The 23,700-nt window shown below is 70.4% G+C and carries 24 protein-coding genes; 10 read left to right on the top strand and 14 right to left on the bottom strand.

The window, feature by feature from the left end; genetic code table 11:
• Positions 1-106: 106 nt before the first annotated feature.
• Together ACIOD2_RS10655 and ACIOD2_RS10660 are read right to left on the bottom strand one after the other, a co-directional pair.
• A complete protein-coding gene (locus ACIOD2_RS10655) occupies positions 107-775 on the bottom strand; it encodes a response regulator (protein ID WP_400536547.1) in 669 nt (222 codons plus the stop codon).
• 7 nt (positions 776-782) lie between these two features.
• Complete coding sequence (locus tag ACIOD2_RS10660) at positions 783-1,841, bottom strand: sensor histidine kinase (RefSeq protein WP_400536548.1); 1,059 nt, start codon at positions 1,839-1,841, stop codon at positions 783-785.
• A 152-nt stretch (positions 1,842-1,993) separates the two neighbouring features.
• On the opposite strand from ACIOD2_RS10660, the gene ACIOD2_RS10665 reads away from it, so the two are divergent.
• On the top strand, positions 1,994-2,467 hold the full coding sequence (locus ACIOD2_RS10665) for a DUF3761 domain-containing protein (protein ID WP_400536549.1): 474 nt from the start codon (positions 1,994-1,996) through the stop codon (positions 2,465-2,467).
• 98 nt (positions 2,468-2,565) lie between these two features.
• Positions 2,566-3,975: an MFS transporter gene (locus tag ACIOD2_RS10670; protein ID WP_400536550.1), complete on the top strand. Its 1,410-nt coding sequence runs from the start codon at positions 2,566-2,568 to the stop codon at positions 3,973-3,975.
• A 31-nt stretch (positions 3,976-4,006) separates the two neighbouring features.
• On the opposite strand, the gene ACIOD2_RS10675 is transcribed toward ACIOD2_RS10670, so the two are convergent.
• Genes ACIOD2_RS10675 through ACIOD2_RS10690 form a run of 4 tightly spaced genes read right to left on the bottom strand, consistent with a single transcriptional unit; the run spans position 4,007 to position 8,649 of the window.
• A complete protein-coding gene (locus ACIOD2_RS10675; protein ID WP_400536551.1) occupies positions 4,007-4,813 on the bottom strand; it encodes an SAM-dependent methyltransferase in 807 nt (268 codons plus the stop codon).
• A 48-nt stretch (positions 4,814-4,861) separates the two neighbouring features.
• Positions 4,862-5,665 (bottom strand): SAM-dependent methyltransferase, encoded by an 804-nt coding sequence (locus ACIOD2_RS10680; protein WP_400536552.1) that lies wholly within the window; start codon positions 5,663-5,665, stop codon positions 4,862-4,864.
• A gap of 42 nt (positions 5,666-5,707) precedes the next feature.
• Positions 5,708-7,267, bottom strand: a complete 1,560-nt coding sequence (locus tag ACIOD2_RS10685) for an acetolactate synthase large subunit (protein WP_400536553.1) — start codon at positions 7,265-7,267, stop codon at positions 5,708-5,710.
• Complete coding sequence (locus ACIOD2_RS10690) at positions 7,264-8,649, bottom strand: FAD-binding oxidoreductase (RefSeq protein WP_400536554.1); 1,386 nt, start codon at positions 8,647-8,649, stop codon at positions 7,264-7,266. Before ACIOD2_RS10690 ends, ACIOD2_RS10685 begins: the two co-directional genes overlap by 4 nt.
• A 155-nt stretch (positions 8,650-8,804) precedes the next feature.
• On the opposite strand from ACIOD2_RS10690, the gene ACIOD2_RS10695 reads away from it, so the two are divergent.
• A complete protein-coding gene (locus tag ACIOD2_RS10695) occupies positions 8,805-9,626 on the top strand; it encodes an aldo/keto reductase (protein WP_400536555.1) in 822 nt (273 codons plus the stop codon).
• A 538-nt stretch (positions 9,627-10,164) separates the two neighbouring features.
• On the opposite strand, the gene ACIOD2_RS10700 is transcribed toward ACIOD2_RS10695, so the two are convergent.
• Together ACIOD2_RS10700 and ACIOD2_RS10705 are read right to left on the bottom strand one after the other, a co-directional pair.
• A complete protein-coding gene (locus ACIOD2_RS10700; protein WP_400536556.1) occupies positions 10,165-10,662 on the bottom strand; it encodes a DUF3830 family protein in 498 nt (165 codons plus the stop codon).
• 2 nt (positions 10,663-10,664) lie between these two features.
• A complete protein-coding gene (locus tag ACIOD2_RS10705; protein ID WP_400536557.1) occupies positions 10,665-11,921 on the bottom strand; it encodes an aspartate aminotransferase family protein in 1,257 nt (418 codons plus the stop codon).
• A 92-nt stretch (positions 11,922-12,013) separates the two neighbouring features.
• On the opposite strand from ACIOD2_RS10705, the gene ACIOD2_RS10710 reads away from it, so the two are divergent.
• The 3 genes from ACIOD2_RS10710 to ACIOD2_RS10720 are packed head-to-tail and all read left to right on the top strand — an operon-like array spanning position 12,014 to position 15,057.
• Positions 12,014-13,477, top strand: a complete 1,464-nt coding sequence (locus ACIOD2_RS10710; protein WP_400536558.1) for an NAD-dependent succinate-semialdehyde dehydrogenase — start codon at positions 12,014-12,016, stop codon at positions 13,475-13,477.
• A complete protein-coding gene (locus ACIOD2_RS10715) occupies positions 13,474-14,532 on the top strand; it encodes a tartrate dehydrogenase (RefSeq protein WP_400536559.1) in 1,059 nt (352 codons plus the stop codon). Before ACIOD2_RS10710 ends, ACIOD2_RS10715 begins: the two co-directional genes overlap by 4 nt.
• A gap of 60 nt (positions 14,533-14,592) precedes the next feature.
• The gene (locus ACIOD2_RS10720; RefSeq protein ID WP_400536560.1) at positions 14,593-15,057 is read left to right on the top strand and encodes a DUF4262 domain-containing protein; all 465 of its coding nucleotides are present in this window, start codon (positions 14,593-14,595) and stop codon (positions 15,055-15,057) included.
• A 253-nt stretch (positions 15,058-15,310) separates the two neighbouring features.
• Here the strand turns inward: ACIOD2_RS10720 and ACIOD2_RS10725 are convergent, their stop codons facing one another.
• The 3 genes from ACIOD2_RS10725 to ACIOD2_RS10735 are packed head-to-tail and all read right to left on the bottom strand — an operon-like array spanning position 15,311 to position 17,569.
• Positions 15,311-16,021, bottom strand: a complete 711-nt coding sequence (locus ACIOD2_RS10725; protein WP_400536561.1) for a GntR family transcriptional regulator — start codon at positions 16,019-16,021, stop codon at positions 15,311-15,313.
• 1 nt (position 16,022) lies between these two features.
• On the bottom strand, positions 16,023-16,769 hold the full coding sequence (locus tag ACIOD2_RS10730; RefSeq protein ID WP_400536562.1) for a maleate cis-trans isomerase: 747 nt from the start codon (positions 16,767-16,769) through the stop codon (positions 16,023-16,025).
• 59 nt (positions 16,770-16,828) lie between these two features.
• The gene (locus ACIOD2_RS10735; RefSeq protein ID WP_328618462.1) at positions 16,829-17,569 is read right to left on the bottom strand and encodes an Asp/Glu/hydantoin racemase; all 741 of its coding nucleotides are present in this window, start codon (positions 17,567-17,569) and stop codon (positions 16,829-16,831) included.
• Between the two features lie 104 nt (positions 17,570-17,673).
• Between ACIOD2_RS10735 and ACIOD2_RS10740 the strand changes: the two genes are divergently transcribed.
• From ACIOD2_RS10740 to ACIOD2_RS10750, 3 genes are read left to right on the top strand one after another with little or no spacing between them, the layout of a single operon-like run.
• A complete protein-coding gene (locus ACIOD2_RS10740) occupies positions 17,674-18,672 on the top strand; it encodes a D-2-hydroxyacid dehydrogenase (protein ID WP_400536563.1) in 999 nt (332 codons plus the stop codon).
• Positions 18,669-20,051, top strand: a complete 1,383-nt coding sequence (locus tag ACIOD2_RS10745; protein ID WP_400536564.1) for an amidase — start codon at positions 18,669-18,671, stop codon at positions 20,049-20,051. Before ACIOD2_RS10740 ends, ACIOD2_RS10745 begins: the two co-directional genes overlap by 4 nt.
• Before the next feature lie 56 nt (positions 20,052-20,107).
• Positions 20,108-20,365, top strand: coding sequence for a hypothetical protein (locus ACIOD2_RS10750; protein ID WP_323323055.1), 258 nt, complete (start codon positions 20,108-20,110; stop codon positions 20,363-20,365).
• Positions 20,366-20,381: 16 nt separating this feature from the next.
• Here ACIOD2_RS10750 and ACIOD2_RS10755 read toward each other — a convergent pair whose 3' ends face one another.
• Entirely contained in the window at positions 20,382-21,059 is a 678-nt protein-coding gene (locus ACIOD2_RS10755; protein WP_400536565.1) for an ArsR/SmtB family transcription factor, read from the bottom strand.
• Between the two features lie 64 nt (positions 21,060-21,123).
• Here ACIOD2_RS10755 and ACIOD2_RS10760 point away from each other — a divergent pair, with 64 nt between their 5' ends.
• Positions 21,124-21,603 carry a MaoC family dehydratase gene (locus ACIOD2_RS10760; protein ID WP_400536566.1) on the top strand — a complete coding sequence of 160 codons (480 nt, stop codon included), beginning with the start codon at positions 21,124-21,126 and terminating at the stop codon, positions 21,601-21,603.
• Here ACIOD2_RS10760 and ACIOD2_RS10765 read toward each other — a convergent pair.
• Entirely contained in the window at positions 21,554-22,798 is a 1,245-nt protein-coding gene (locus ACIOD2_RS10765; RefSeq protein ID WP_400536567.1) for an MFS transporter, read from the bottom strand. The genes ACIOD2_RS10760 and ACIOD2_RS10765 overlap by 50 nt on opposite strands.
• A gap of 283 nt (positions 22,799-23,081) precedes the next feature.
• Positions 23,082-23,597, bottom strand: coding sequence for an ArsR/SmtB family transcription factor (locus ACIOD2_RS10770; RefSeq protein WP_400536568.1), 516 nt, complete (start codon positions 23,595-23,597; stop codon positions 23,082-23,084).
• Between the last annotated feature and the right edge of the window lie 103 nt (positions 23,598-23,700).

A 23,700-nucleotide genomic window follows, 5' to 3' on the forward strand; every position in this document is an offset into this window, starting at 1 on the left:
AGAATCCGCGAGAGCTGCACTACTGCGCGTCGCGCTCCGGAGGGCACTTCGTGTGCTCCCAGCGGTGTCCCTTAAGGCCTTTCCCGTACTCCCGCGGGTGTACGGGTCAGGGGGTGAGCCAGCGCGGCGTCACCGCGCCGGACTCGTACGCGAGCACGACGAGCTGGGCGCGGTCGTGCGCGCCGGTCTTCGTCATGATGCGGCTGACGTGCGTCTTCGCCGTCGCCGGGCTGAGAGTGAGTTCGCGGGCGATCTCGTCGTTCGACAGCCCGGCCGCGACGAGGGAAAGCACCTCGCGTTCGCGGTCGGTGAGCCGCTCCAAGGCGGGGGACGGCGCCGGGCGGGTGACGCGCGCGGCGAACTCGGAGATCAGCCGCCGCGTGATGGACGGCGCCAGCAGCGCGTCACCACGGGACACGACGCGCACGGCGTGGATCAGCTCCATGGGCTCGGTGTCCTTGACCAGGAAGCCGCTCGCGCCCGCGCGCAACGCGCCGTAGACGTCTTCGTCGAGGTCGAACGTGGTGAGGATGACGACCTTCGTGCCCGCCATCGTCGGGTCGTCGAGGAGGTGCCGGGTGGCGGCCAGGCCGTCGAGCACCGGCATCCGGATGTCCATCAGCACGACGTCCGGACGGTGTTCGCGGGCGGCCTGCAGAGCTTCGCGCCCGTTGGCGGCCTCGGCGACGACGTCGATGTCGGCTTCGCCGTCCAAAATGGACCGGAAGCCGGCGCGGACCAGCCGCTGGTCGTCGACGAGCAGGACGCGGATCATCGGCCCATCATCGCACCGGAAGCCGGGCGCACACGCGGTAGCCGCCGCCTTCGCGCGGCGCCGCGGTCACGTCGCCGCCGAGCGCCCGCGCGCGTTCGGTCATGCCGCGGATGCCGTTGCCCGCGGGGGCGGTGCCGCCGCGTCCGTCGTCGTCGACCTGCACGGACAACTCGGTTTCGCCGTACCCCAGCCGGACGACGACGGTTTCCGCAGCGGCGTGCTTCGCGACGTTCGTCAGAGCTTCCTGGACGACCCGGAACGCGGCGTGCTCGACGTCCGGCGGCAGGTCCCGGGCGACGCCGTCGATCTCGGTGCGCACGGTCAGCCCGGACGCGCCGGCCGATTCGGCCAGCTCCGCGACGCGGGAGAGCGCGGGCCCGCCGCTCTGACGCAGCATGCCGAGGGTCGCGCGCAACTCCTGGAGTGCGGTCTTGCTCGCGTCCTTGATCGCCCCGAGTGCTTCCTCTGCCTGCTCCGGGTCACGGCGATGCAGTGCAGCTCCGGCCTGCACGTTGATCAGCGCCAGATGGTGGCCCAGCGCGTCGTGCAGCTCTCGCGCGATGCGGAGACGCTCGTCGGTCCGCGCTTCGGCCGCTTTGGTGCGCTCGGCCGCGGCCCAGAAATGCACGACCGCGCCGCCCGCGACCAGCGCGACGAACCAGCCGGTCATCAGGAAGAACGCGAAGTTGTCGACGTGGCGTCCGGACCGCGAGCTGATCTCACCGACCACGACGCCCGCCATCGCCGCGACGACCAGCAGCGCGGCGCCGCGGATCCGCCCGGCCGCGGCGGCGGTGTAGAGCGTGTAGGCGAAGGCCAGCAGCACCAGCCCGTCCGGATCGGTCAGCGGGTAGTAGAGCGCGCAGCAGACCAGCGCGAACCCGGCGACGGCCAGCGGGTACCGGCGGCGCAGGAACAGCGCGGCGCAGCAGGCGACCGTCAGGATCCAGCCGAGCACGACGTGGTTCCCGGGTTCGGCGGTGTCGCTCAGGACAGCGAACAGCGAACCCGCGAGCACGGCGATGGTGACCGCGAGTTCGGCGGCGTACCGCCGTAACCAGGACATACGGCGAGTCTAGGACGCCACGCGCAGGCGGATGGCGCGGCAGGACGGGATTTGCCCACCGCGCACTGGGTTTCGACCGCGATTTTCCTTTGTAACAAACGATTTCCGGCCACCGACTAGGCGGCATTGGTTCGCTTGGCTAAGGAGTGGTCGTGGGTAAGAAGCTCGGGTTGATCCTGGCGGCAGGCCTGCTGGTCGCGGGCTGCGGTGTCGGTTCGCCCCAGGTCAAGGACGCCGGCAACGTCGGGGTCGTCGAATCGACGTCGTCGACGTATTCGACGCCCGCGTATTCCGTTCCGGTCACGACCGCGACACCCACCACGTCCGAAGTGCCCGTCGCCACGACGGTTCCGGCCGCGCCGCAGACGACCGCACCGAAGGCCGTCGCACCCAAGGCAGTCGCGCCGAAGACAACCGCGGCGAAGCCGAAGACCACGGCCAAGCCCGCGCCGCAACCCGCCGCGTGCGATGCCGACTACTACCGCAACGTCGACGGCAACTGCGTCCACCGGCCCAGCGACAACCCCGCCGGCGCGACCGCCATCTGCAAGGACGGCAGCTACAGCTACAGCCAGAACCACTCCGGCACCTGCTCGGGGCACGGCGGAGTGCGCACCTGGTTGTGAGATGTGCGGCATCAAGCACGATTCGATCGGAAACCCCCATCGCGTAGGTACAGTGCATGAAGTTGCATGATGCGTACTAAATACACCTTGGGGGTGTGGTGTCCCGTCCCGAAGGGGCCAGCCGCGCGATCGTCGTCGTCCTCGCTTCGTGCGGTCTGGTGGCGTCGTTCATGCAGACCCTGGTCGTGCCGCTGATCCCGGTGTTCCCGAGGCTGCTGCACGCCTCGCCCGCCGACGCGTCGTGGGTGGTCACCGTGACGTTGCTCGCCGCGGCGGTGATCACCCCGGTCAGCGGGCGGCTCGGCGACCTCTACGGCAAACGGCGGATGATCCTCGTCAGCCTCGCCGTGCTCATCGCAGGTTCCGTCGTCTCCGCGACGACCAGCGCGCTCGCGTTCCAGATCCTCGGCCGCGGCCTGCAGGGCTGCGCGATGGGCGTCATCCCGCTCGGCATCAGCATCATGCGCGACGAGCTCCCGCCCGAACGCGTCGGTGGCGCCATCTCCCTGATGAGCGCGACGCTCGGAGTGGGTGGCGCGATCGGCCTGCCGGTCGCGGCCATCGTCGCCGAGAACGCCGACTGGCACGTCCTGTTCTGGACGGCCGCCGGGCTCGGGCTGGCCTGCGCGCTGCTGATCCTCACCGTGGTGCCGGAGTCGTCGGTGCGCACGCCCGCGCCGTTCGACTACTTCGGCGCGTTCGGCCTCGCGGCGGGACTGCTCTGCCTGCTGATCCCGGTGGTGAAGGGCGGCACGTGGGGCTGGACGAGCCTGCCGACGCTCGGGCTGGCCGCGCTGGCCGTCGTCATCCTGCTCGGCTGGGGCGCTTACCAGCTGCGCCGGCACGATCCGCTGGTAGACCTGCGCGTCTCCTCCCGCCGTCCGGTGCTGTTCACGAACCTGGCGTCGATCATGGTCGGCTTCGCGTTGTACGCCATGGCGTTGTCGTTCCCGCAGCTGCTGCAGGCGCCGTCGTCGACCGGCTACGGGCTCGGTCAGTCGATGGTCGAGTCCGGGCTCACGCTCGCGCCGAACGGCCTGGTGATGATGCTGCTCTCGCCGGTGTCGGCGCGGCTCATCAACCGGTTCGGCCCGCGTCCGACGCTGATGACCGGCGCGCTGGTGATCGCGGTCGGGTACGCGTTCGCGATCGTGCTGATGGACAACGCGCTCGAGCTCATCACGGCGTCGGTGATCATCGGCGCCGGCGTGGGGATCGCCTATGCGGCGATGCCCGCGCTGATCATGGGTTCCGTGCCGGTCACCGAAACCGCGTCCGCGAACGGCCTGAACGCGCTGATGCGGTCGGTCGGCACCGCGGTCTCGAGCGCGGTGATGGCGGCGATGCTGGCGCAGCTGACGATCAGCGTCGGCGGCCTGGCGGTGCCGTCGCTGGCCGGCTTCCGCGCGACGTTCGCGGTGGCCGCGTGTGCAGCTCTGGCCGGTGTCGCATTGGCCGCGCTGGTGCCGAAGCGGCGCCCGGCGCCGGTCCTGGTCGGCGTGGCGTAGCCGCGTCTACCGTCGCAGGAGCCGGACGCCGTCAGTTCTTGCGCGCCACCAGGGCCAGCCCGCCGCACTCCGACGGGTCTGCCGGCACGTCCTCGGGCGAGTCCGGGCGCCACTCCGGGATGAACACGATCCCGGGGTCGACGATCTCGAAGCCGTCGACCAGCGCGCGGAGCTCGTCCGCCGAGCGCGGGACGACCGGGTTGGAGCTCTTCTTGTACATCGCCACGGCGCGCGCCGTCTCGTCGCTCTGCCGCTCGTGCGTGGCGGACGACAGCGCCAGGTAACTGCCGGGCGCGAGCGCGTCGCGGTAGGCCCCCAGCAGCCGGGCCGGGTCGCGCTCGTCCGGGATGAAGTGCACGAACAGCGCCATCACCACCATCACCGGTTGGTCCAGGTCCAGCATCATCTCGGTGGTGTCGTGCTCGAGGACGTCGTCCGGGAACTCGGCGTCGGCGAACACCATCGCCGCGTTCTCGTTGTCCTCCAGCACGATCTCGCTGTGCGCCACGGCGACCGGCTCGTTGTCCACGTAGACGACCCTGGACGTCGGGTCGGCGGCCTGCGCCACCTCGTGCACGTGCCCCACGGTCGGCATGCCCGAGCCGATGTCGAGGAACTGCCGGATGCCCTGGTCCATCCCGAACCGGATGGCGCGGCGCAGCCACTGCCGGTTGAGCTGCGCCCGCTCCCGCGCGTTCGGCTGCGCCGTCAGCACCTGCTCGGCGAACATCCGGTCGACGGCGTAGTTCAGTTCGCCGCCGAGGATGTAGTCGTACACGCGCGCCGCGTTCGGCTTGTCGAGGTCGATGCCGCGCCTAGCGAGTTCGTCTTCGGTCATCCGCCGCTCCCGGGCTCAGGTGTGACGCGAGAATAGCCGGACACCCGGTCAGGCCTTGCGCGCGACCAGTGCCAGCTGGCTGGCCAGCTCCGGGTGCTCGCCGACCTCGTCGGGGTCGTCCGGGCGCCACTGCGGCGTGAACACGATGCCCGGCTCGACGAGCTCGAAGCCGCCCAGCAGCGCACGCAGCTCGTCGCGGGACCGCGCGACCACGTTCGTGCCGTTCTTCTGGTACAGCTCGGCCGCGCGGCGCACCTCTTCGCCCTGTCCTTCGAACGTGCCCGACGACATGGCCAGGTAACTCCCGGGCGCCAGCGCGTCCCGGTAGGCGGCGACCAGGCCGGCGGGGTCGCGGTCGTCCGGGATGAAGTGCACGAACGCGGCCATGATCAGCATCACCGGCTGGTCGAAGTCCAGCATCATCTCCGTGGTGTCGTGCTCGAGGACGCGCTCCGGGAACTCGGCGTCCGCCTGCACCATCACCGCGTTCTCGACGTCCTGCAGCACGATCTCGCTGTGCGCGACGGCGACCGGCTCGTTGTCGACGTAGACCACCCGCGACTTCGGGTCGATCGCCTGGACGACCTCGTGGACGTGCCCGACGGTCGGCATCCCCGAGCCGATGTCCAGGAACTGCCGGATCCCTTGCTCGGCGCCGAACCGGACGGCGCGCCGCAGCCACTTCCGGTTCATCAGGGCCAGGTCCTTGGACTCCGGCCGCACCGCGAGGATCTTGTCCGCGAACATCCGGTCGATGGCGTAGTTGAGCTTGCCGCCGATCAGGTAGTCGTACACGCGCGCCGCGTTCGGCTGGTCGAAGTCGATGCCGCGCTGCGCGTGCTGGTCGGTCATGGCCGCTCCTCGCCGTCGATGTGACGGCGAGAATAGCCGGATTCAGAGCAACGGCGGCACCACGGCATCGATAAGGTGCGGCCCGGGTTCGGCGAACGCGCGCTGCAGCTGTTCGGCGAGTTCCTCGGCGGTCGTCGCGCGGGTCGCGGGCACGCCCATGCCCTCCGCGATCTTCACGAAGTCCATGTCCGGGCGCGAGAGGTCGAGCAGCTCGTTCGCCTTCGGCCCGCCCTGCGCCCCGACGCGCTGCAGCTCCAGGCGCAGGATCGCGTACGCGCGGTTGTTGAGCAGCACCGTCGTGACGTTCAGGTTTTCGCGCGCCTGCGTCCACAGCGCGGAGATCGTGTACAGCGCGCTGCCGTCGGACTGCAGGTTCAGGACGGGACGGTCCGGTGCTGCCACGGCCGCACCGGTCGCCACCGGCATGCCGTAGCCGATCGCGCCGCCGGTCAGCGTCAGGACGTCGTGGCGCGGCGCGCCCGCCGTCGCCGCCGGCAGCATCAGGCCGGACGTGTTGGCCTCGTCGGCGATGATCGCGTTGTCCGGCAGGGTCGCGCCGATGACGTCGACCCAGTTCTGCGGGGTCAGCGGGCCGCTCGGCAGTGCTGGCCGGGACGCCTGCTGCAGCACCGGCTCGGTGTCCGCGGCGACGAGGTCGGCGACCTCGTTCAGCGCGCGCGTGACGTCCTGTCCGATTGACGCAAGCGTGTGCACCTGGGCACCTTCGGGCACCAGGTCGCTCGGCTTGCCCGGGTAGGCGAAGAACGACACCGGCGCCTTCGTGCCCGCGATGACGATGTGCTTGATCCCGTCGAGCTGGTAGGTCACCTGCTCGGCGAGGTAACCGAGCCGCTCGATCGTCGGCAGTCCCTCGCCGCGCTCGAGCCGGGACGGGAAGGTCTCGACGAACGCCTTCGCGCCGGTCGCGGCCGCGATCCGGCTGGCCGCGCGCAGACCTTCTTCGCGGCACGCGCCGCCGCCGATCAGGAGCGCTACCGGTTCGCCGGTGCCGAACACCGCGGCGACGTCCTTGACGGTGGTCGTGTCGACGGCCTGCGGCACGCGCGGCGGGATCGGCGCGCACGTCTCGCCGCCTTCACCCCACGAAGCGTCCGCGGGGAGAATCAGCGTCGCGACGCGGCCGGGAGCGTCCTGCGCGGCGGCGACCGCGGCGGCGGCGTCCGCGCCGACGTCCTTGGTGTGCTCCGAGCGGCGCACCCAGCCTTCGAGCGAGCTCGCGATCGACTCGATGTCCGACTCGAGCGGCGCGTCGTACTGCTTGTGATAGGTCGCGTGGTCGCCGACGACGTTGACGATCGGCGTGTTCGCGCGGCGCGCGTTGTGCAGGTTCGCCAGGCCGTTGCCCAAGCCGGGGCCGAGGTGCAGCAGCGTCGCGGCGGGCTTGCCGGCGATGCGCGCGTAACCGTCGGCAGCTCCGGTGACGACGCCTTCGAACAGCGCCAGCACGCCCCGCATCTCCGGGACGGTGTCCAGTGCGGCGACGAAGTGCATCTCCGACGTGCCGGGGTTGGCGAAGCACACTTCGACGTCGGCGTCGACCAGGGTGCGGATCAGGGACTGGGCGCCGTTCAGCTCGCTCATGCGGTTCCTTCGGTGAAGAGAACGCCGGGGTTGAGGATCCCGGCGGGGTCGAAGCTCTGCTTGATCCGGCGCATCAGCTCGATCTTCGCCGGGTCTTCGAGTTCTCGGTAGTAGCCCGCCTTGGTGCGGCCGAGGCCGTGCTCGCCGGAGATCGCGCCGCCCAGCTCCATGGCGTACGCGAAGATATCGGTGAGCAGTTGCTTCCGCGTGTCCGCGTCTTTGCAGAAGATCCCGAGGTGGACGTTGCCGTCGCCGGCGTGACCGCAGCCGAGCGCGCCGCCGCCCGCGGCCATCGCGAGCTCCCGCGCCTTGGTGATGAACTGCGGCATGGCGGTCCGCGGCACGACGACGTCGATCACGTCGTCGGCGCCGACCGCCTTCGCGGTCCAGAAGGCCTTCTCGCGGGCTTCGATGAGCTTGCGCGCGGCGCCGCCGTCGAGGACGTAGACGTCGGTCGCGCCGAGTTCGCCGAGCAGTTCGCCGACGGTCTCGACGTCCTCGTCGAGACGTCCGCTCTCGCGGTTTTCCAGCGCCACCACGAGGTACGCGTCGCAGGTCTCGCGGATCTTGTCCGGCACGCCGAGCTCGAGCTTCTCGTTGTAGACGATGGCGGCCATCGTCATGTTGTCGATGTACTCGAGGATGTGCGGCGCCAGCCCGCTGGAGGCGATCGCCGGCACGGCGGCCATGACCTGGTCGAACGTGCCGAACGGCGCGAGCACGGTGGCGCCGTGGGTCAGGCGCGGGTGCAGCTTGACGATGACCTCGGTGGCCAGTGCGAGGGTGCCCTCGGAGCCGATGATCAGCTGGGTGAGGTCGTAGCCGGTGGAGATCTTCGACGTCTTGCCGCCGGTCCGGATGATCTCCCCGGTCGGCAGCACGGCCTGCAGGCCCAGGACGTTGTTGCGGGTTACGCCGTACTTCACCGCGCGCATCCCACCGGCGTTGGTGCCGACGTTCCCGCCGACGCTCGCGCTCAGCTCGCCGGGGTAGACGGTGTAACTGAGCCCGGCTTCGGCCGTCTTGACGTCGAGCTCGGCGAGCGTCACCCCAGGCTGCACGACGGCGACCTGGTTGCCGGTGTCGACCTCGAGCACGGCGTTCATGCGCTCGAAGGAGATGACGAGCCCGTCTTCACGCGGCCGCGCGGCGCCGGACAGCCCGCTGCCGGAACCTCGCGCCGTCACCGGGACGTTGTGCTCCGAAGCGGCCTTCAGCAGCTCCGCGACTTCGTCGGCCGAAGCCGGCTTCGCGACGTACGCGGGCATCTGCGGCTCCGCGGTCAGCGCTTCGTCGTGCGCGTAGTCCTCGGAGATCGCCTCGCCCGTGAGCAGGTTCTTGTCCCCGACGATCTCGGCCAGCCGTGCCGCCACGTCGCCCATCGAGAGTCTCTCCTCCGCGCCGTTGCTGTGGTGACCGCAGCGTAGTACGTACCGCCAGTACGCCGCCATGAAGATGTTTCACATTTTGTGGGCTCAGAGATTTAGCTCAGACTAAATCTCTGGTGGGTGACGGCGGCCGGGGCGAGGCTTCCGGCATGACATCGACGTACACCTTCGAAGACGGCTTTACCGTGCGCCGCCTCGGGTTCGGCGCCATGCGGCTGACGGAGTGGGACCACGTTCCGCCCGGAGCTGCGGCCGTCGCGCGCCGGGCCGCCGAGCTCGGCGTCACCTTCTTCGACACCGCCGACGCCTACGACCTGGGGCTGAACGAGGAGCTGCTCGCCGAGGCGCTCCACCCGTATCCGGAGCTGCTCGTGGCGACAAAGTGCGGGCATGCGCGCCCGAGCCGCGGCGAGTGGGTCCCGCTCGGCCGGCCCGAGTACCTCCGGCAGCAGGCGGAGCTCTCGCTGCGACGCCTGCGCGTCGACCGTCTCGACCTGCTGCAGCTGCACCGGCTCGACCCGCAGGTGCCGCTCGCGGAGCAGGTCGGCGCGCTTGTCCGATTGCGGGAGGAGGGCAAGGTCGCGCGGATCGGGTTGTCCGAGGTCAGCGTTGCGCAGCTCGAAGAAGCTCGTGCCGTCGCGCCCATCGCGAGTGTGCAGAACCGCTACAACCTGACCGACCGGGCGTCCGACGACGTCCTCGACCACTGCGAGCGCGAAGGGATCGCGTTCATCCCGTGGCTGCCGATCGCGAACGGCGGTCACGCGACGGCCGGCGGCGTGCTCGGAAAGGTCGCGGCCGATCTCGGCGCGACACCCGCTCAGGTGTCCCTCGCCTGGCTGCTGCGCCTTTCGCCGGCGGTCATCCCGATTCCCGGCACGTCGTCGCTCGCGCACCTGGAAGAGAACTGCGCGGCTGCGGATCTGACGCTTTCCGACGACGATTTCGCGCAGTTGTCCGAAGACGCGTGAAACGGCCCGGCCGTGGTTTCCCGCGGCCGGGCCGTCTGTCTCACCTAGGTCAGACCAGCCAGCCGAGGACGTGCGCCAGGTGCGCGAGAACGCCCGTGAGGATGTCGTGGGCGTGGTGCGCGTGCTGGGCGAACATCTGCATGGAAAGGCTCCTTAATGAATGTTTCCTGATTCCCTGGAGTTGCTCTCGCGAGGAGCTGAATCAGGTTTTCATCGTGCTGGCGACCTGTCAAAGAGCCTATTTCGGGAGATCTCCCTGCCGTGGAATCTTCCCATGCTAAACACGTAATCCCTTCGTGTTTGACGCCGGGGTGCCCTGGTTGGCGGTCAGCCACTCTGGGTAGCTGCGGGGGTGATCATCACTGTCGGTAATTCCGACCTTGATCCGGCATCCTGGGCAGTCGCGTAGCTCGATCTAGTGATCGCCGGCCACGAAAGGTGAAAGTCTGACGATCACCCTTTCGGGTGGCGGCAGGCATGAAAAAGGGAACGCCGGGTGCGGTAATCGCACCCGGCGTCCCCTTGGCGGGTAAGGGTTTCAGGCTCGCGCGAACGAGAGCGTCTCGCCCTCGACACCCCGTAGCCAGAGGTCCTGCGCGGCGGCGGCCATGTCGGCCAGGCCCTCCTCGATCGTGGCGAACACGTTGCCGGGCACCCAGCCCGCGTCGCCGTTGATCAGCAGGTTGTTCCGCCCGTAGAAGATCGCGAGGTCGGTCGCGCCCTGGTCGCTGTGCGCCTCGCTGCCGTCGTCGTAGCCGTATGCGGGGTTGCCGATCTCCCACGCTGCGAAGCCGAAGTACACGACGTCCCCGGGGATCGGCGTGATCGTCGGATTCTCCCGCCCCGGTTTCGGCTCCGCGAACGGCGGCACGAGCGTGTAGACCTCGTTGCGCGCGTACTTCGCGTGGTAGGCGGAACCGCTCTGCGGCAGCGCGTCCCACACCGCTTTGCAGGTGCGCGGCGCCTCGTCGTCGAGCAGCCGGGCCCGGCAGGAGATCCCGCGCTTGTCGAGGGTGATCGTGACGTACCGGGCCATCCTCAGCTCCCCGTGACGGACGCGACGACCTCGCCCCAGATGCGCAGTGCGTCGTCGACCTGCTCGGCGGTGACCACCAGCGGCGGCACCATCCGGACCACGTTCATGTACGGCCCGCACGTGAGCAGCAGCAGGCCGTTCTTGGCGGCCGTCTGCTGCGCGGCCGCGGCGGTCGCCGGGTCCGGCTCGCCGTCGGCCGTCGTGAACTCCGAGCCGACCAGCAGCCCGAGCCCGCGCACCTCGCCGATCGCCGGCGTCTTGTCCGCGATCAGCCGCGCGCCGTCGAGCAGCTGCTGCCCGCGCTCCGCGGCGTTCTCGACGAGGTTCTCCTGCTGGATCACCTCGAGCGTCGCGATCGCGGCGGCGCACGAAACGGCGTTGCCGCCGTACGTCCCGCCCTGCGAGCCCGGGAGTGCCTTCGCCATCAGCTCCTGCGAAGCGGCGATGCCGGACAGCGGAAAGCCGCTCGCCAGGCCCTTCGCGATGAGCACGATGTCAGGGGAGACGTCGAAGTGGTCGTGTCCCCAGAACTTCCCGGTGCGGCCGAAGCCGGTTTGGATCTCGTCGACGACCAGCAGGATCCCGTGCCGGTCGGCGCGCTCGCGCAGCCCGGCCATGAACTCGGTGTTCGCCGGGACGTAGCCGCCTTCGCCGAGCACCGGCTCGACGAACATCGCGGCGGTTTCGTTCGGCGCGCTGACGGTCTGGAACAGGTAGTCCAGCTCGCGCAGCGCGAACTTCGTCGCGGTCTGCTCGTCCCAGCCGTAGTGGTAGGCGTACGGGAACGGCGCCACGTGCACGCCGGACATCAGCGGGCCGATGCCGGCGCTGAACCGCGTCCCGGACGTCGTCATCGACGCCGCCGCGACGGTCCGGCCGTGGAAGCCGCCCTGGAAGACGATGACGTTCGGGCGCTTCGCCGCCTGCCGCGCGAGCCGCAGCGCGGCCTCGACGGCCTCGCTCCCGGAGTTCGCGAAGAACAGCGAGTCGAGGCCGCTCGGCAGGACGTCGCCGAGGCGCTTCGTGAGTTCGAGCAGCGGCTGGTGCATCACCGTCGTGTACTGCCCGTGGACGAGCTTGCCGATCTGCTCCTGCGCCGCTCGCACGACGTGCGGGTGACAGTGCCCGGTGCTCGTGACGCCGATGCCGGCGGTGAAGTCGAGGTGGCGTTTGCCGTCGACGTCGTAGAGGTAAACCCCTTCACCGTGGTCGACCACGACGGGCGTTGCCTGCTTGAGCAGCGGAGATAGCTGGGCCATGGCAGCGTGCTCCTTGGTCGGTTGAGCGGGTTGTCGATTGTTGACAATATCCATAGCATGGCCCTCGGGACAACACGTGAGGAGCAGTCGGGATGAGCGCGAGCACCGAGTCCGGCGTCGTCGACGCGGTCGGCAAGGAACTGTTCATCGGTGGCAAGTGGGTCACCGCCGAAGCCGGGAAGACCTTCCCGGTCCTGGACCCGGCGACCGGCAAGGAGCTGTGCCAGGTCGCCGACGCCTCCCCGGCGGACGGCGTCGCCGCCCTGGACTCCGCGGTCGCCGCGCAGGCGGATTTCGCGAAGATGGCGCCCCGCGAACGCGGCGAGATCCTGCGCCGGGCGTACGAGCTGCTGATGGCGCGCCAGGACGAGCTCGCACTGCTCATGACGCTCGAGATGGGCAAGCCGCTGGCCGAGTCGAAGGGTGAGATCGCCTACGCCGCCGAGTTCTTCCGCTGGTTCGCCGAGGAGGCCGTCCGGATCGAGGGCGGTTACGCGACCGCGCCCAACGGCTCGGGCCGCTTCCTCATCACCAAGCAGCCGGTCGGCCCGACGATCCTGATCACGCCGTGGAACTTCCCGATGGCGATGGGCACCCGCAAGATCGGCCCGGCGATCGCCGCGGGCTGCACGTCGGTGATCAAGCCGGCCGCGCAGACCCCGCTGTCGATGCTCGCGCTGGCCGGCATCCTCGCCGAGGCCGGGCTGCCGGAAGGCGTGCTCAACGTGGTCACGACCAGTGACTCCGGCGGCGTGATGGAACCTCTGATCCGCGACGGCCGCGCCCGCAAGCTGTCCTTCACCGGCTCCACCGGCGTCGGCCGCAAGCTCCTCGAACAGTGCGCCGACAAGGTGCTGCGGACGTCGATGGAGCTGGGCGGAAACGCGCCGTTCCTGGTCTTCGAGGACGCCGACATGGACGCCGCCATCGAAGGCGCGATGCTCGCGAAGATGCGCAACATCGGCGAGGCGTGCACCGCGGCGAACCGGTTCTACGTGCAGCGCGGCGTCGTCGACGAGTTCTCGCGGCGGCTGACCGAGCGGATGCAGGCCCTGCCGATGGGCCGCGGCACCGAGAAGGACGTCGTCGTCGGCCCGCTGATCGACGAGGCCGCCGTCACCAAGGTGACCGAGCTGGTCAAGGACGCCACCGACCGCGGCGCGAAGGTGCTCACCGGAGGTGCCGGTGTCGACGGCCCTGGCCACTTCTACCAGGCCACGGTGCTTTCCGACGTCCCGCAGGAAGCGCGCCTGACGCACGAGGAGATCTTCGGCCCGGTCGCGCCGATCACGGCGTTCGACACCGAGGAGGAAGCGGTGGCGAAGGCCAACGACACCGAGTTCGGCCTGGTCTCCTACGTCTACACCAGCGACCTCAAGCGCGCGCTGCGCGTCTCCGAAGCGCTCGAAGCCGGCATGATCGGCCTGAACCAGGGCATCGTGTCGAACCCGGCCGCGCCGTTCGGCGGGATCAAGGAGTCCGGGCTCGGCCGCGAGGGCGGCTCGTTCGGCATCGACGAGTTCCTCGAGACCAAGTACATCGCGGTGGCCCTGTGACCTCCTACCGCATCGCGAGCATCCCCGGCGACGGCATCGGCGTCGACGTCACGATCGAGGCTCGCAAGGTCCTCGACGCGGCGTCGGCGAAGTTCGGTTTCTCCTTGGAGTGGACCGAGTTCGACTGGAGCTGCGAGCGCTACGCCCAGCTCGGGTCGATGATGCCGGACGACGGCGTCGCGCAGCTCTCGGCGTTCGACGGGATCCTGCTCGGCGCGGTCGGCTTCCCCGGCGTCCCGGACCACGTTTCCCTGTGGGGCCTGCTGATCCCGCTGCGGCGCGCGTTCTCCCAGTACGTCAACCTGCGCCCGGTGCGGCTGCTGCCGGGTACGACTTCGGTGCTGGCCGGGCGCAAGGCCGAGGAGCTGGAGCTGGTGATCGTCCGGGAGAACTCCGAAGGGGAGTACTCCGCGATCGGCGGGCGGCACAACGCCGGGCGGCCGGACGAGTTCGTGCTGCAGGAATCGGTTTTCACCCGCGTCGGCGTCGAACGGATCATCCGCTACGCCTTCGAACTAGCGCGGACGCGGTCTTCTCGCGTCTGCTCGGCGACGAAGTCGAACGGGCTCATCCACTCGATGCCGTTCTGGGACGAGATCTTCGCCGAGGTCGCGGCCGAGTACCCGGACGTCCACAGTGAACAGATGCACGTGGATGCCTTGGCGGCGCGCATGGTCCAGGCGCCGGACCGGCTCGACGTCATCGTCGGGTCGAACCTCTTCGGCGACATCCTGAGCGACCTCGCGGCCGCGATCACCGGCGGCCTCGGCATGGCACCGTCCGGCAACATCAACCCATCGGGTGAATCTCCGTCGATGTTCGAAGCGGTTCACGGGAGCGCTCCGGACATCGCCGGCCAGGGCATCGCCAACCCCGTGGCGCAGATCCTGGCGGCCGCGATGCTGGTCGAACACCTGGGCGAAACCGTTGCCGCGCAAGCGATCCGCGCCGCGGTGGACCGGGTGCTCGACGAGGGCCGGGTGCGCACGCCGGACCTCGGCGGCAGCGATACCACAGAACGGCTCGGCACGGCAGTGGCCGAAGCGCTGGGCTGAGTTTTTGTCGGTGCTCCCCGGCACGGTGGTCACAAGTCCACCGAGGGGGAGGAAACACCGATGTGTCAGCAGTGCGAAGACCCGGACAGATCCGGGTACCTGGCACGGCTCCGGGAAGGCGTGGCCGACCGGGGCTGGCTCGTACAGGGCGTGGAAGGCGCCGGGCCGTACCCGCCATGGGCCTACACGATCGGGCTCAGCGGGTACGGCCTGCCCGAGCTGGTCGCCACCGGGCTTCCGTTGCGGGCGGCGGCAAACCTGCTCAACGACGTGGCGAGCCATTCCCTGCACGCGGCACCACCCGAACCGGGTGAACGCATCCCGTTGCGCGGCGGCCCGCTGATCGAGGTCGTCCCGCTCGCGGAGCCGTCGGCGCACCTCGTGTTCGCGGTCGCGTTGTACGGGCCGGAAGTCCGTGCGCTGCAACTGGTCCACGCGGACGACCAGGGCCGCTGGCCGTGGTCACCCGACTTCCGCGACGGCCACGGCGGCCAGCCGGTCCTGGGGGTGCGCCATGTCCGCTGACTGCCGGTGCGCGGTGCCGGTCGGCTGCTTCCCGATCCCCGTGCCGTCCGTACAGGTACGCGTGTCGTCCTTCCGGGCACCCGAGCCGCCCGGCGGGGAACGCGTGCCGCCCCCGCGATCACGCGTCTCGGTTCGTCGATCACGTGTGCCGACTCTGCGGTCACGCGCGTCGGCGCTCCGATCACGGGCGTCGACGGCGCGCGCGAAGGGAAGCCGTGTGCTCGGACGGGCGGCGTGTGTGCTCGGCCGGGCGTCAGGGCACCGGTGGCGCGTGGCCGTCCACGAGGCTGGTGCCCGGCGCGAGACGCTGCACCGCGTCCTCCATGTGGGCGTCCAGGAGGGCCAGCGCCGTCTCCTCGTCGCCCTCTCGGAGAGCGTGGATGAGTTTCGTGTGCTCGTCCACGCGTTCCTCGACCCGCTGGTAGGTGCCCTGCAGCGCGGTCAGGCACATCCGGGTCTCGATGAGCAGGGTCCGGGCCATGCGGACGAGGCGTTTGCTGCCGGAGGCGTTGATGAGGGCCTCGTGGAACTTCAGGTCCGCCGTCGAAAGCGCGCTCGGGTCGTCGTCGCTCGCGGCGGCCGCCATCTCGACGACGGTCCGCTCGAGCACGTCGGCGATCCGGTCGCGTTCCCCGCCGCGGATGGCGCGCAGCATCGCGGCGCGTTCGATCGCCGAGCGAGCTGCGTAGATGTCGTAGACGTCGCCGGGCTCGAGGTCGATCACGAACAGCCCGCGGTGCCGTTCGCTGCGCAGCAGTCCCTCGGAAACCAGATGCTGCATGGCTTCCCGGAGCGGCCCCCGTGACACCTGGAACCGGGCGGCCAGCTCGGTCTCACCGAGCTGGGTGCCCGGCGGCAGGGCGCCGGTCATGATCGCGTCGCGCAGCTGGCGCGCGATGACCGCGGCCGTCGACTCGCGGCTGACCGGTTCGATCTCGGGCAGCATGCCCGGTGGCAGAGCCATGTCAGGCGCCCCCGTCCGGCAGATGCCGGAACAGTGCGCCGAGCGAGCGGACGAGGCGGTGCCGCCCGGTCAGGCGCAGGCCCTCCCAGACAGTGACCTGGTTGGCGGTCAGCACGGGCTTCTTCAACGCGGCTTCGACGATGTTGATCTCCTGGAGCGTCCGCATCGCGGTGTCCGGCACCAGCACGGCGTCGGCGTCCGGGTGGTCGTTGCTCACGGCGAGCCGGACGACGGCCTCCGAGGTCATCGCACCGACCTCGGCTGCGGTGACGATGTCGGCGCTGGCCATCGAGACGACCTCGATGCCGCCGGCCTTGAGGAAGTCGGCGAACAGCCGGGCGATGTCGTCCGGGTAGCTCGCGGCGACGGCGACCCGCTTGACGTCGAGGGCGCGCGCGGCGTGCACGAATCCGAAGGAGGTGCTCGAAGCCGGCACGCCGGCGACGGCTCTCAGCCGGTCGACCTGGTCCTGGGCGCCGTCCCAGCCGTAGACGAAGCTGCCGCTGGTGCAGGCCCAGATGACCGCGTCGGGCTCGTGCTTCTTGAGCAGCGAGGCGCCCTCGGCGAGGCGGCTCTCGCTGCCGAGGTCCAGCAGTTCGGCGACCGCGTGCTTGTCGGTGCCGTAGATGTGCTCGACCGCGAGGCGGATGTCGCCTTCGTCGGCGGCCATCCCGCCGAGCAGCTGCTCGGCGAGCGGGTAGTCGTCTTCGGCCGCGTGGTCGGGGTAGATGAAGCCGATGGTGGTCACGGAACCTCCGGAGGGACGCAAATTGTCGACAACCCTAGAGGGATGGTCAAGGAAACCCTTCACGACACGTCACGAAGCCACTTCCCGGGTCCGACGATGGGGAGGTTCATGCGGCGAAGGCACGCCCACATGGTCAGCTGGTTGGCCGTGAGCACCGGTTTGCCGAGGGCGGTCTCCAGGGGCTCGATCAGGTCGTAGGTGGGGAGGTTGGTGCAGCTGACGAAGATCGCTTCGGCCTCACCGTGGTCGGCGGCGAGGATGCGCTCGGCGATGGTCCGGTAGCTGACCTTCCAGATCCCGCCGCCCAGCCCGAGGTGGTCGCTCGCGACGGTCTCGACGTTCAGCTCGCCGAGGAAATCGTGCAACGCCCGGGTCAGGTCGGCGTCGTACGGCGTGAGCACCGAGACGCGGTGCAGGTCGAGCTGGTGAAGCACCTCGGCCAGTGCGCCCGAGGTGGTGACGGCGTCCGGCGCGCCGGCGTCGCAGATCGCCTTGGTCAGCGAGCGCTCGTAGTCGACGCCGTTGACGAAGCTGCCCGACGTGCAGAGGTAGGCGACGACCTCCGGCTCGACGTGCAGCACGTCGCGGGTGGCGCTGGCCAGGTGGTGGCTGTCGCTGACGAGGCGCGCCATCTCCATGCTGACCGGCACGGGCTCGTACGGCGTGCGGGCGAGGTGCAGCGACACCTCCATCGGCACCCACCGCCAGAGCTCGCGTTCGAGGGCGAGGTCGAAGGGGGCGATCACCCCGATGCCGCGTTGCGCCAGCGGGCCTTCGAACGCCAGGAAGTCGAAATCCAAGGCTCAGCCTCCGGAATACGTCTGCACTTGATGACACGTCCGGTGCTCCGGGGGTCGTTCCTCGGATTGTTGACAATCATACGAGCCGCTTTTACCGTGTCAACGTGATCGCCTCGGAAAACCGGGAAACTCCCGTCCTGGCCGTGCTCTGCGGCGAGCACCGTCCACCGGACATGCGTGCTGTCGAATCCGGGGCGGTCGTGCGTTACACGGATGCTGCGGGGCTGCCCGAAGCGCTGTCCGGAGCTGACGCGCTCTTCGTCTACGACTTCCTCTCCACCGCCGTGCCGTCCGCCTGGTACGCGGCCGACCGGCTGCGCTGGCTGCACATCGCCAGCGCCGGCGTCGACCCGGTGCTGTTCCCGGGACTCGTGGAGAGCGACGTGGTCCTGACCAACTCGCGAGGAGTCTTCGACGACGCCATCGCGGAGTACGTGCTGGGTGTCGTGCTCGCGTTCGCCAAGGACTTCGCGCGCTCGCACGACCTGCAGCGCGAGGGCCGCTGGCAGCATCGCGAGAGCGAGCGGATCGCCGGGCGCACGGCGGTGGTCGTCGGCACCGGGCCGATCGGGCGGGCCATCGCCCGGCTGCTGCGCGCGGCCGGGATGCGCGTGAGCGGCGCCGGGCGCCGCGCCCGCACCGGTGACTCCGACTTCGGCGTCGTGCACGACTCCGCGCAGCTCGCGGAGTACCTGCCTGAGGCCGACTACGTCGTCGCCGTAGCGCCGCTGACCGAGAACACCAAGGGCATGTTCGACGCGCGCGCGTTCGCCGCGATGAAGCCGTCGGCCCGGTTCGTGAACGTCGGGCGGGGTGAGCTGGTGGTGACGTCCGACCTGGTCGCGGCGCTGGCCGACGGCGCCATCGCCGGAGCTGCGCTCGACGTGTTCGACACCGAGCCGCTGCCGCCCGAAAGCCCGCTGTGGAGCATGCCGGACGTGCTGGTCTCGCCGCACATGTCCGGGGACTTCATCGGCTGGCGGAACACGCTGGTCGAGGTGTTCACCGAGAACTTCCGCCGCTGGCGCGCTGGGGAGCCGCTGCGCAATGTCGTCGACAAGACGCTCGGCTACGTGCCGTCGGGGAACCAGGGAGCCGGATGAACGACAGGATGCTGACCGCCAGCGAGCTCGTCGCCGCCTACGCGACCGGTGAGCTCTCACCGATCGAGGCGACGCAGAACGCGCTGCAGGCCATCGAGGAGAGGGACGGCGAGTGCAACGCCTACACCCTCGTCGACGCCGACGGGGCGCTGGAACAGGCCAAGGCGTCCGAGATCCGCTGGCGTGACGGCAACCCGATCGGCCTGCTCGACGGGGTGCCGTCCTCGATCAAGGACATGTTCCTGACCCAGGGCTGGCCGACCGTCCGGGGTTCGAAGAGTATCGACCCGAACCAGCCGTGGGACGTCGACAGCCCGGTCGCGGCGCGGATGCGCGAGGCCGGCCTCGTCCTGCTGGGCAAGACGACCACGCCGGAGATCGCCTGGAAGGGCGTCACCGACAGCCCGCTGCAGGGCATCACGCGCAACCCGGTCGACCCGTCGAAGACGTCCGGTGGTTCGAGCGGCGGCAGCGCGGCGGCGGTGGCTGCGGGGATGGGCGAGCTGTCCGTCGGCACCGACGGTGGTGGCTCGGTGCGGATCCCGGCGTCGTTCTGCGGGATCGTCGGGCTCAAGCCGACCCACGGCCGCATCCCGCTCTACCCGGCGAGCCCGTTCGGCCCGCTGTCGCACGCCGGCCCGATGGCGCGGTCGGTGGACGACACGGCGCTGCTGATGGACGTCCTGTCGATCCCCGACCACCGCGACCCGGCCGCGCTGGCGCCGCCGGTGGCGTCGTTCCGCGAGGCGGTCCGCCGGGACGTGCGCGGCCTGATCGCCGCGTTCTCCCCGACGCTCGGGTACGTCGACGTCGACCCGGAGGTGGCCGCGATCGTCGCGGCGGCGGTGCGCGCGCTCGGTGACGCGGGACTGCACATCGAAGAGACCGATCCCGGGTTCGCCGACCCGAAGCCGGCTTTCGACGTGCTGTGGTCGTCCGGTGCGGCGAAGCTGCTCGACAGCTTCCCGCCGGGTTCCGAGGACCGGACCGACCCGGGCCTGCGCAAGGTCTGGGAGCTGGGCAAGACGTGGTCGGCGAGCGACTACCTCGACGCGACCGCCGAGCGCGCCGCGCTGGGCATCCTGATGGGCGAGTTCCACACGCGCCACGACGTGCTGATCACGCCGACCGTCCCGATCCCCGCGTTCGAGGCGGGGCACAACGTGCCGCCGGGGAGCGGGCTGAGCGAATGGCCGGAGTGGACGCCGTTCACCTACCCGTTCAACATGACCCAGCAGCCCGCGATCAGCGTGCCGGCCGGGAAGACGTCGGCGGGGCTGCCGGTCGGCCTGCAGATCGTCGGGCCGCGGCATTCGGACGATCTCGTGCTGGCCGTGGCTAAGCTGCTGGAGGAAGTGCGGCCCTGGGCGCCCGCCTGACCACGTAAGGGTGAAACCCCGGCCGCGACAGGGAAAGCTGTGCCACTGTCGGCCGGGTGAACGCTCAAGGCTGGCGGTACGAACGTGCCATTCCGACCGTCGACGTCGCCGGGGAACCGACCAGGGTGGTCGTCGGCCTGATCGAGCAGGGTGACCGGCTGGCCGCGGCCTTGAGAGTCGACGACGGCCCGGCCGCGCTGGTCCCGTTGGAGACGGGTGGCGAGCTGCTGAAGGCCCTGCGCGAAACGCTCGAAAGCTGGTGGCGCCTGGAGGGGCACCGCGACCTGACCCCGGAGCCCCGCGCGGGGCGGTAGCGCAAGCGCCAAAGCGTCAGCCGATCCTCAGCTCGGCGAACCTGCGGCGTCCCGGCCCGGTGATCCGCAGCGCCCGCCCGCCTGGGCGGCGGCGCACCCAGCCGTCGTCGAGGAAGGCCGTGAACAGTGCGGCTCCCAGGGCGCCGGCGAGGTGGATGGTGCCGTGCGACCAGTCGAGGCACGCCCGCACGCCGGGCCGCGCGTCCGGCAGCGCGGAGATGCAGAGGGCCTTCAGCAGCGGGTGGTCGAAGGTGCGGACCGTGCCCGATTCGCCCGGGGCGAGGTCGTCGACGACGCCGTCCTCGCGGAGCCGGGCCGCGACGTCGACGCCGAGCTGTCCGCCCACGTGGCCGTAGCAGGCCCGGGCCCGCAGCAACGGCCCGGACGGCGGATCGGGCTGGAGTCGCTCCGGCAACCGTGGCGGGGCGAGGGCGGTCAGCGCTTCGACGAGCTGCGCGACCTCCGGACCTGCGAGCCGGTGCAGCCGTTGCCGGCCTGCTTCCGTGGCCTGCACGAGGCCGGCGTCGCGGAGCCGGCGCAGGTGCGAGCTCGCGGTGGACGGGGCGATCCCCGCCACCGCTGCCAAGGCGCGGGCGGAGTGCGCGTCACCGTCCATCAGCTGCAGGAGCATCGCGGCCCGCGCCGGTTCGCCGATCGCCTGGGCGACCGAGGCGATGTCGGGTTCGCCGGGCATGCTGCCGACCCTAGCCGGGGACCGTTCGCTCCGGATCGAAGTGTTCTTGTGGCACTCTGCGGCCATGACGACCGAGTTCGCCACGCCGATCGGCGACCGCTACTTCGCGGACTACGTTCCCGGCGCGACCTACGACTGCGGGAGCGTCGAGGTGACCGAGGCCGAGATCCTCGAGTTCGCCCGGCGGTACGACCCGCAGAGCTTCCACGTCGACCCGGCCGCCGCGGCCGACGGCCCGTTCGGCGGGCTGATCGCGAGCGGCTGGCACACGGCGAGCCTGATGATGCAGCTCTACGCGGCGCACTACCTGTCCACTGTGGCCAGCCTGGGCAGCCCCGGGGTGGACGAGCTGCGCTGGCCGAGTCCCGTCCGGCCGGGTGCGGTGCTGCAGCTGCGCGCGACCGTGACCGAGGCCCGGGTTTCGCGCTCGAAACCGGACCGGGGCGTGCTGCGCACCCGGGTCGAATTCGTCGACGACGGTGGCGCCGTGGTGTTCAGTGCGAGTCTGGTGAACCTCCTCCTGGTGCGACCGGCGTCCGTCTGACCAGGCCGCGGATCTGTGGGCTGCACAACACGAGCGCGGTCGTGACGACGATCAGCACCGCGCCGCCGATCAGGGTCGGCTCGCGGCCGGCGTGCTCGGCCAGCGGGCCCGCGCTGATCTGGCCGAGCGGCAGGGCGAGGAACGAGCCGAGCATGTCGTAGGAGTAGACGCGGGCCAGCTTGTGCGGCGGGATGTTCTCCTGCAGCGACACGTCCCACGCGACGGAGAACTGCTCGATCGCGATGCCGCCGAGGAACATCGCGAGCAGCAGCGGCGCCAGGTACGGCGTCACGCCGAGCGCGATCATCGGGAGCGCGTCGACCATGACCAGCGCAACGCCGAGGAACAGCATCCGCCGAGGCCGCCAATGAGCCGCGATGACGCCACCGAGCAGCGCACCGGCGGTCTGGACCGCCAGGGCGAGACCCCAGCCGGTACGGCCGAACGTGTCGTCGGCGACCAGTGGGCCGATCACCACGATCGCGCCCGAGTTGACCGCGTTGACGAGCATGAACTGCAGCACCACCAGCCACACCCAGGACCGGGCGCGGAACTCGCGCCAGCCCTCGGCGAGTTCGGCGAGCGGGCGGCTGCCGGGGATGCGGTCTCCGCCCGGGAGGCGGATGCGGTGGTAGGACAGTGCGGCGGCGACGAACAGCAGCGCGTTGCCGGCGAGCGCCCAGCCGGAGCCGACGACCGCGACCAGGATCCCGGCGAGACTGGCGCCGGCGATCCGGCCGACGTTCGACAGGAGCCGGACCAGCGCGTTCGCCTGGGTGAGGAGCGTAGAGGGCACGGTCAACGGTGTGAGGGACGCGGCGGCGGGCAGCGAGATGGCCGAGACGGCGCCGTTGACCAGGCTGAGGCCGACCAGCAGCGGCACCGAGGCGAATCCACAGAGGACACTCGCGGCGATGGTGGCCTGAGTCAGCGCGGCGGCGGTCTCGGTGCCCTGCAGGATCACCGACCGCGGCAGCCGGTCGGCGAGCATGCCGCCGAACAACACCAGCAGGATGTTGGCGATCGAACGTGCTCCGACGACGATCCCGAGGTCGACGGCCGATCCGGTCAGGTCGACCACGGCGAAGGCCAGCGCGAAGGGCGCGACGGCGTTGGCGAAGTCGGCGAAGGTCCGGCCGGTGACGAGGGCGCGGAACCGGTGCTCCCGCAGCGGAGCGAGCAACGGCAGGCTCATCGTGACTCCTCCGCCGGCGGACTCGTCGTGGCTTCTCTGCTGCGGGCGGGGTCGGGGCTGGTAAGCACGGCACGGCGTCCGCGTTCCGCGGGTGGCAGGCTCATCGCGCCGCCTCCGCTGGTGGCCGGTTCGGGGCTGAAGTCAAGTTCGCCATCCACAGGCAGGGAGTTGTCCACAGATTCCCGCGTCACCCGATTTCGCAGGCAGGCAGCGATAAGCTGGGTTCGGGGTCGCCCCCCGGGACGGGTGGGGGCTGCCGTTCGGGGCGGGGTGCGGACGGTCGTCACGGGGTTTCTCCCGGTTTCAGCTCGAAGAGCGCCATGCTGACGCTGACCCGGACCGTTCCCGGTGTTCGTGGGGCCTGGGCCGCGGTGTGGAGTTCGTGGCTCAGTTCCTTTGCGCGGGCCAGGAGGTCGGACCACACCTCCGGGGCCACCCACAGTTCCGCGTCCGACAGGGATGCCGGGCGGCCCGAGGCGCGTGACTCCGCTCGGCGGAGCAGTTCGCTCGCTATCGCCCTCGTCAGCATCTGTTCCTCGACGGGGTCGCGGGACGTGAGGCGGCGGCCGGAGTCCGGGTCGTGGCGGTAGCGCTTGGCTTTGCCGCCGCGGATGCGGACCTCCTCCGCGACTTCCAGCAGGCCCGCGTCGTGCAGGCGGCGGAAGTGGTAGCTGATGTTCGCCTGGGTTTCGCCCAGCTCGCGGGCGGCCTCCGCCGCGCTCATCGCCGTGCCCGTCAGCAGCGAGAGGATCCGCATGCGCAACGGGTGGGCCAGCACCCGGAGGTCGTCTAGGGACATGGTCCGAGTCTCGGGGATGCCGCCGCGACTGTCAAAGAGTTATTTGGGGGTTTCGCTCGCCGGGAAGATCGGTGCAGTGGTCGGACGTCTGTGCTGTGCTGGA

Origin of the sequence: Amycolatopsis sp. NPDC088138, assembly GCF_044741685.1 — a bacterium.
GTDB lineage: Bacteria > Actinomycetota > Actinomycetes > Mycobacteriales > Pseudonocardiaceae > Amycolatopsis.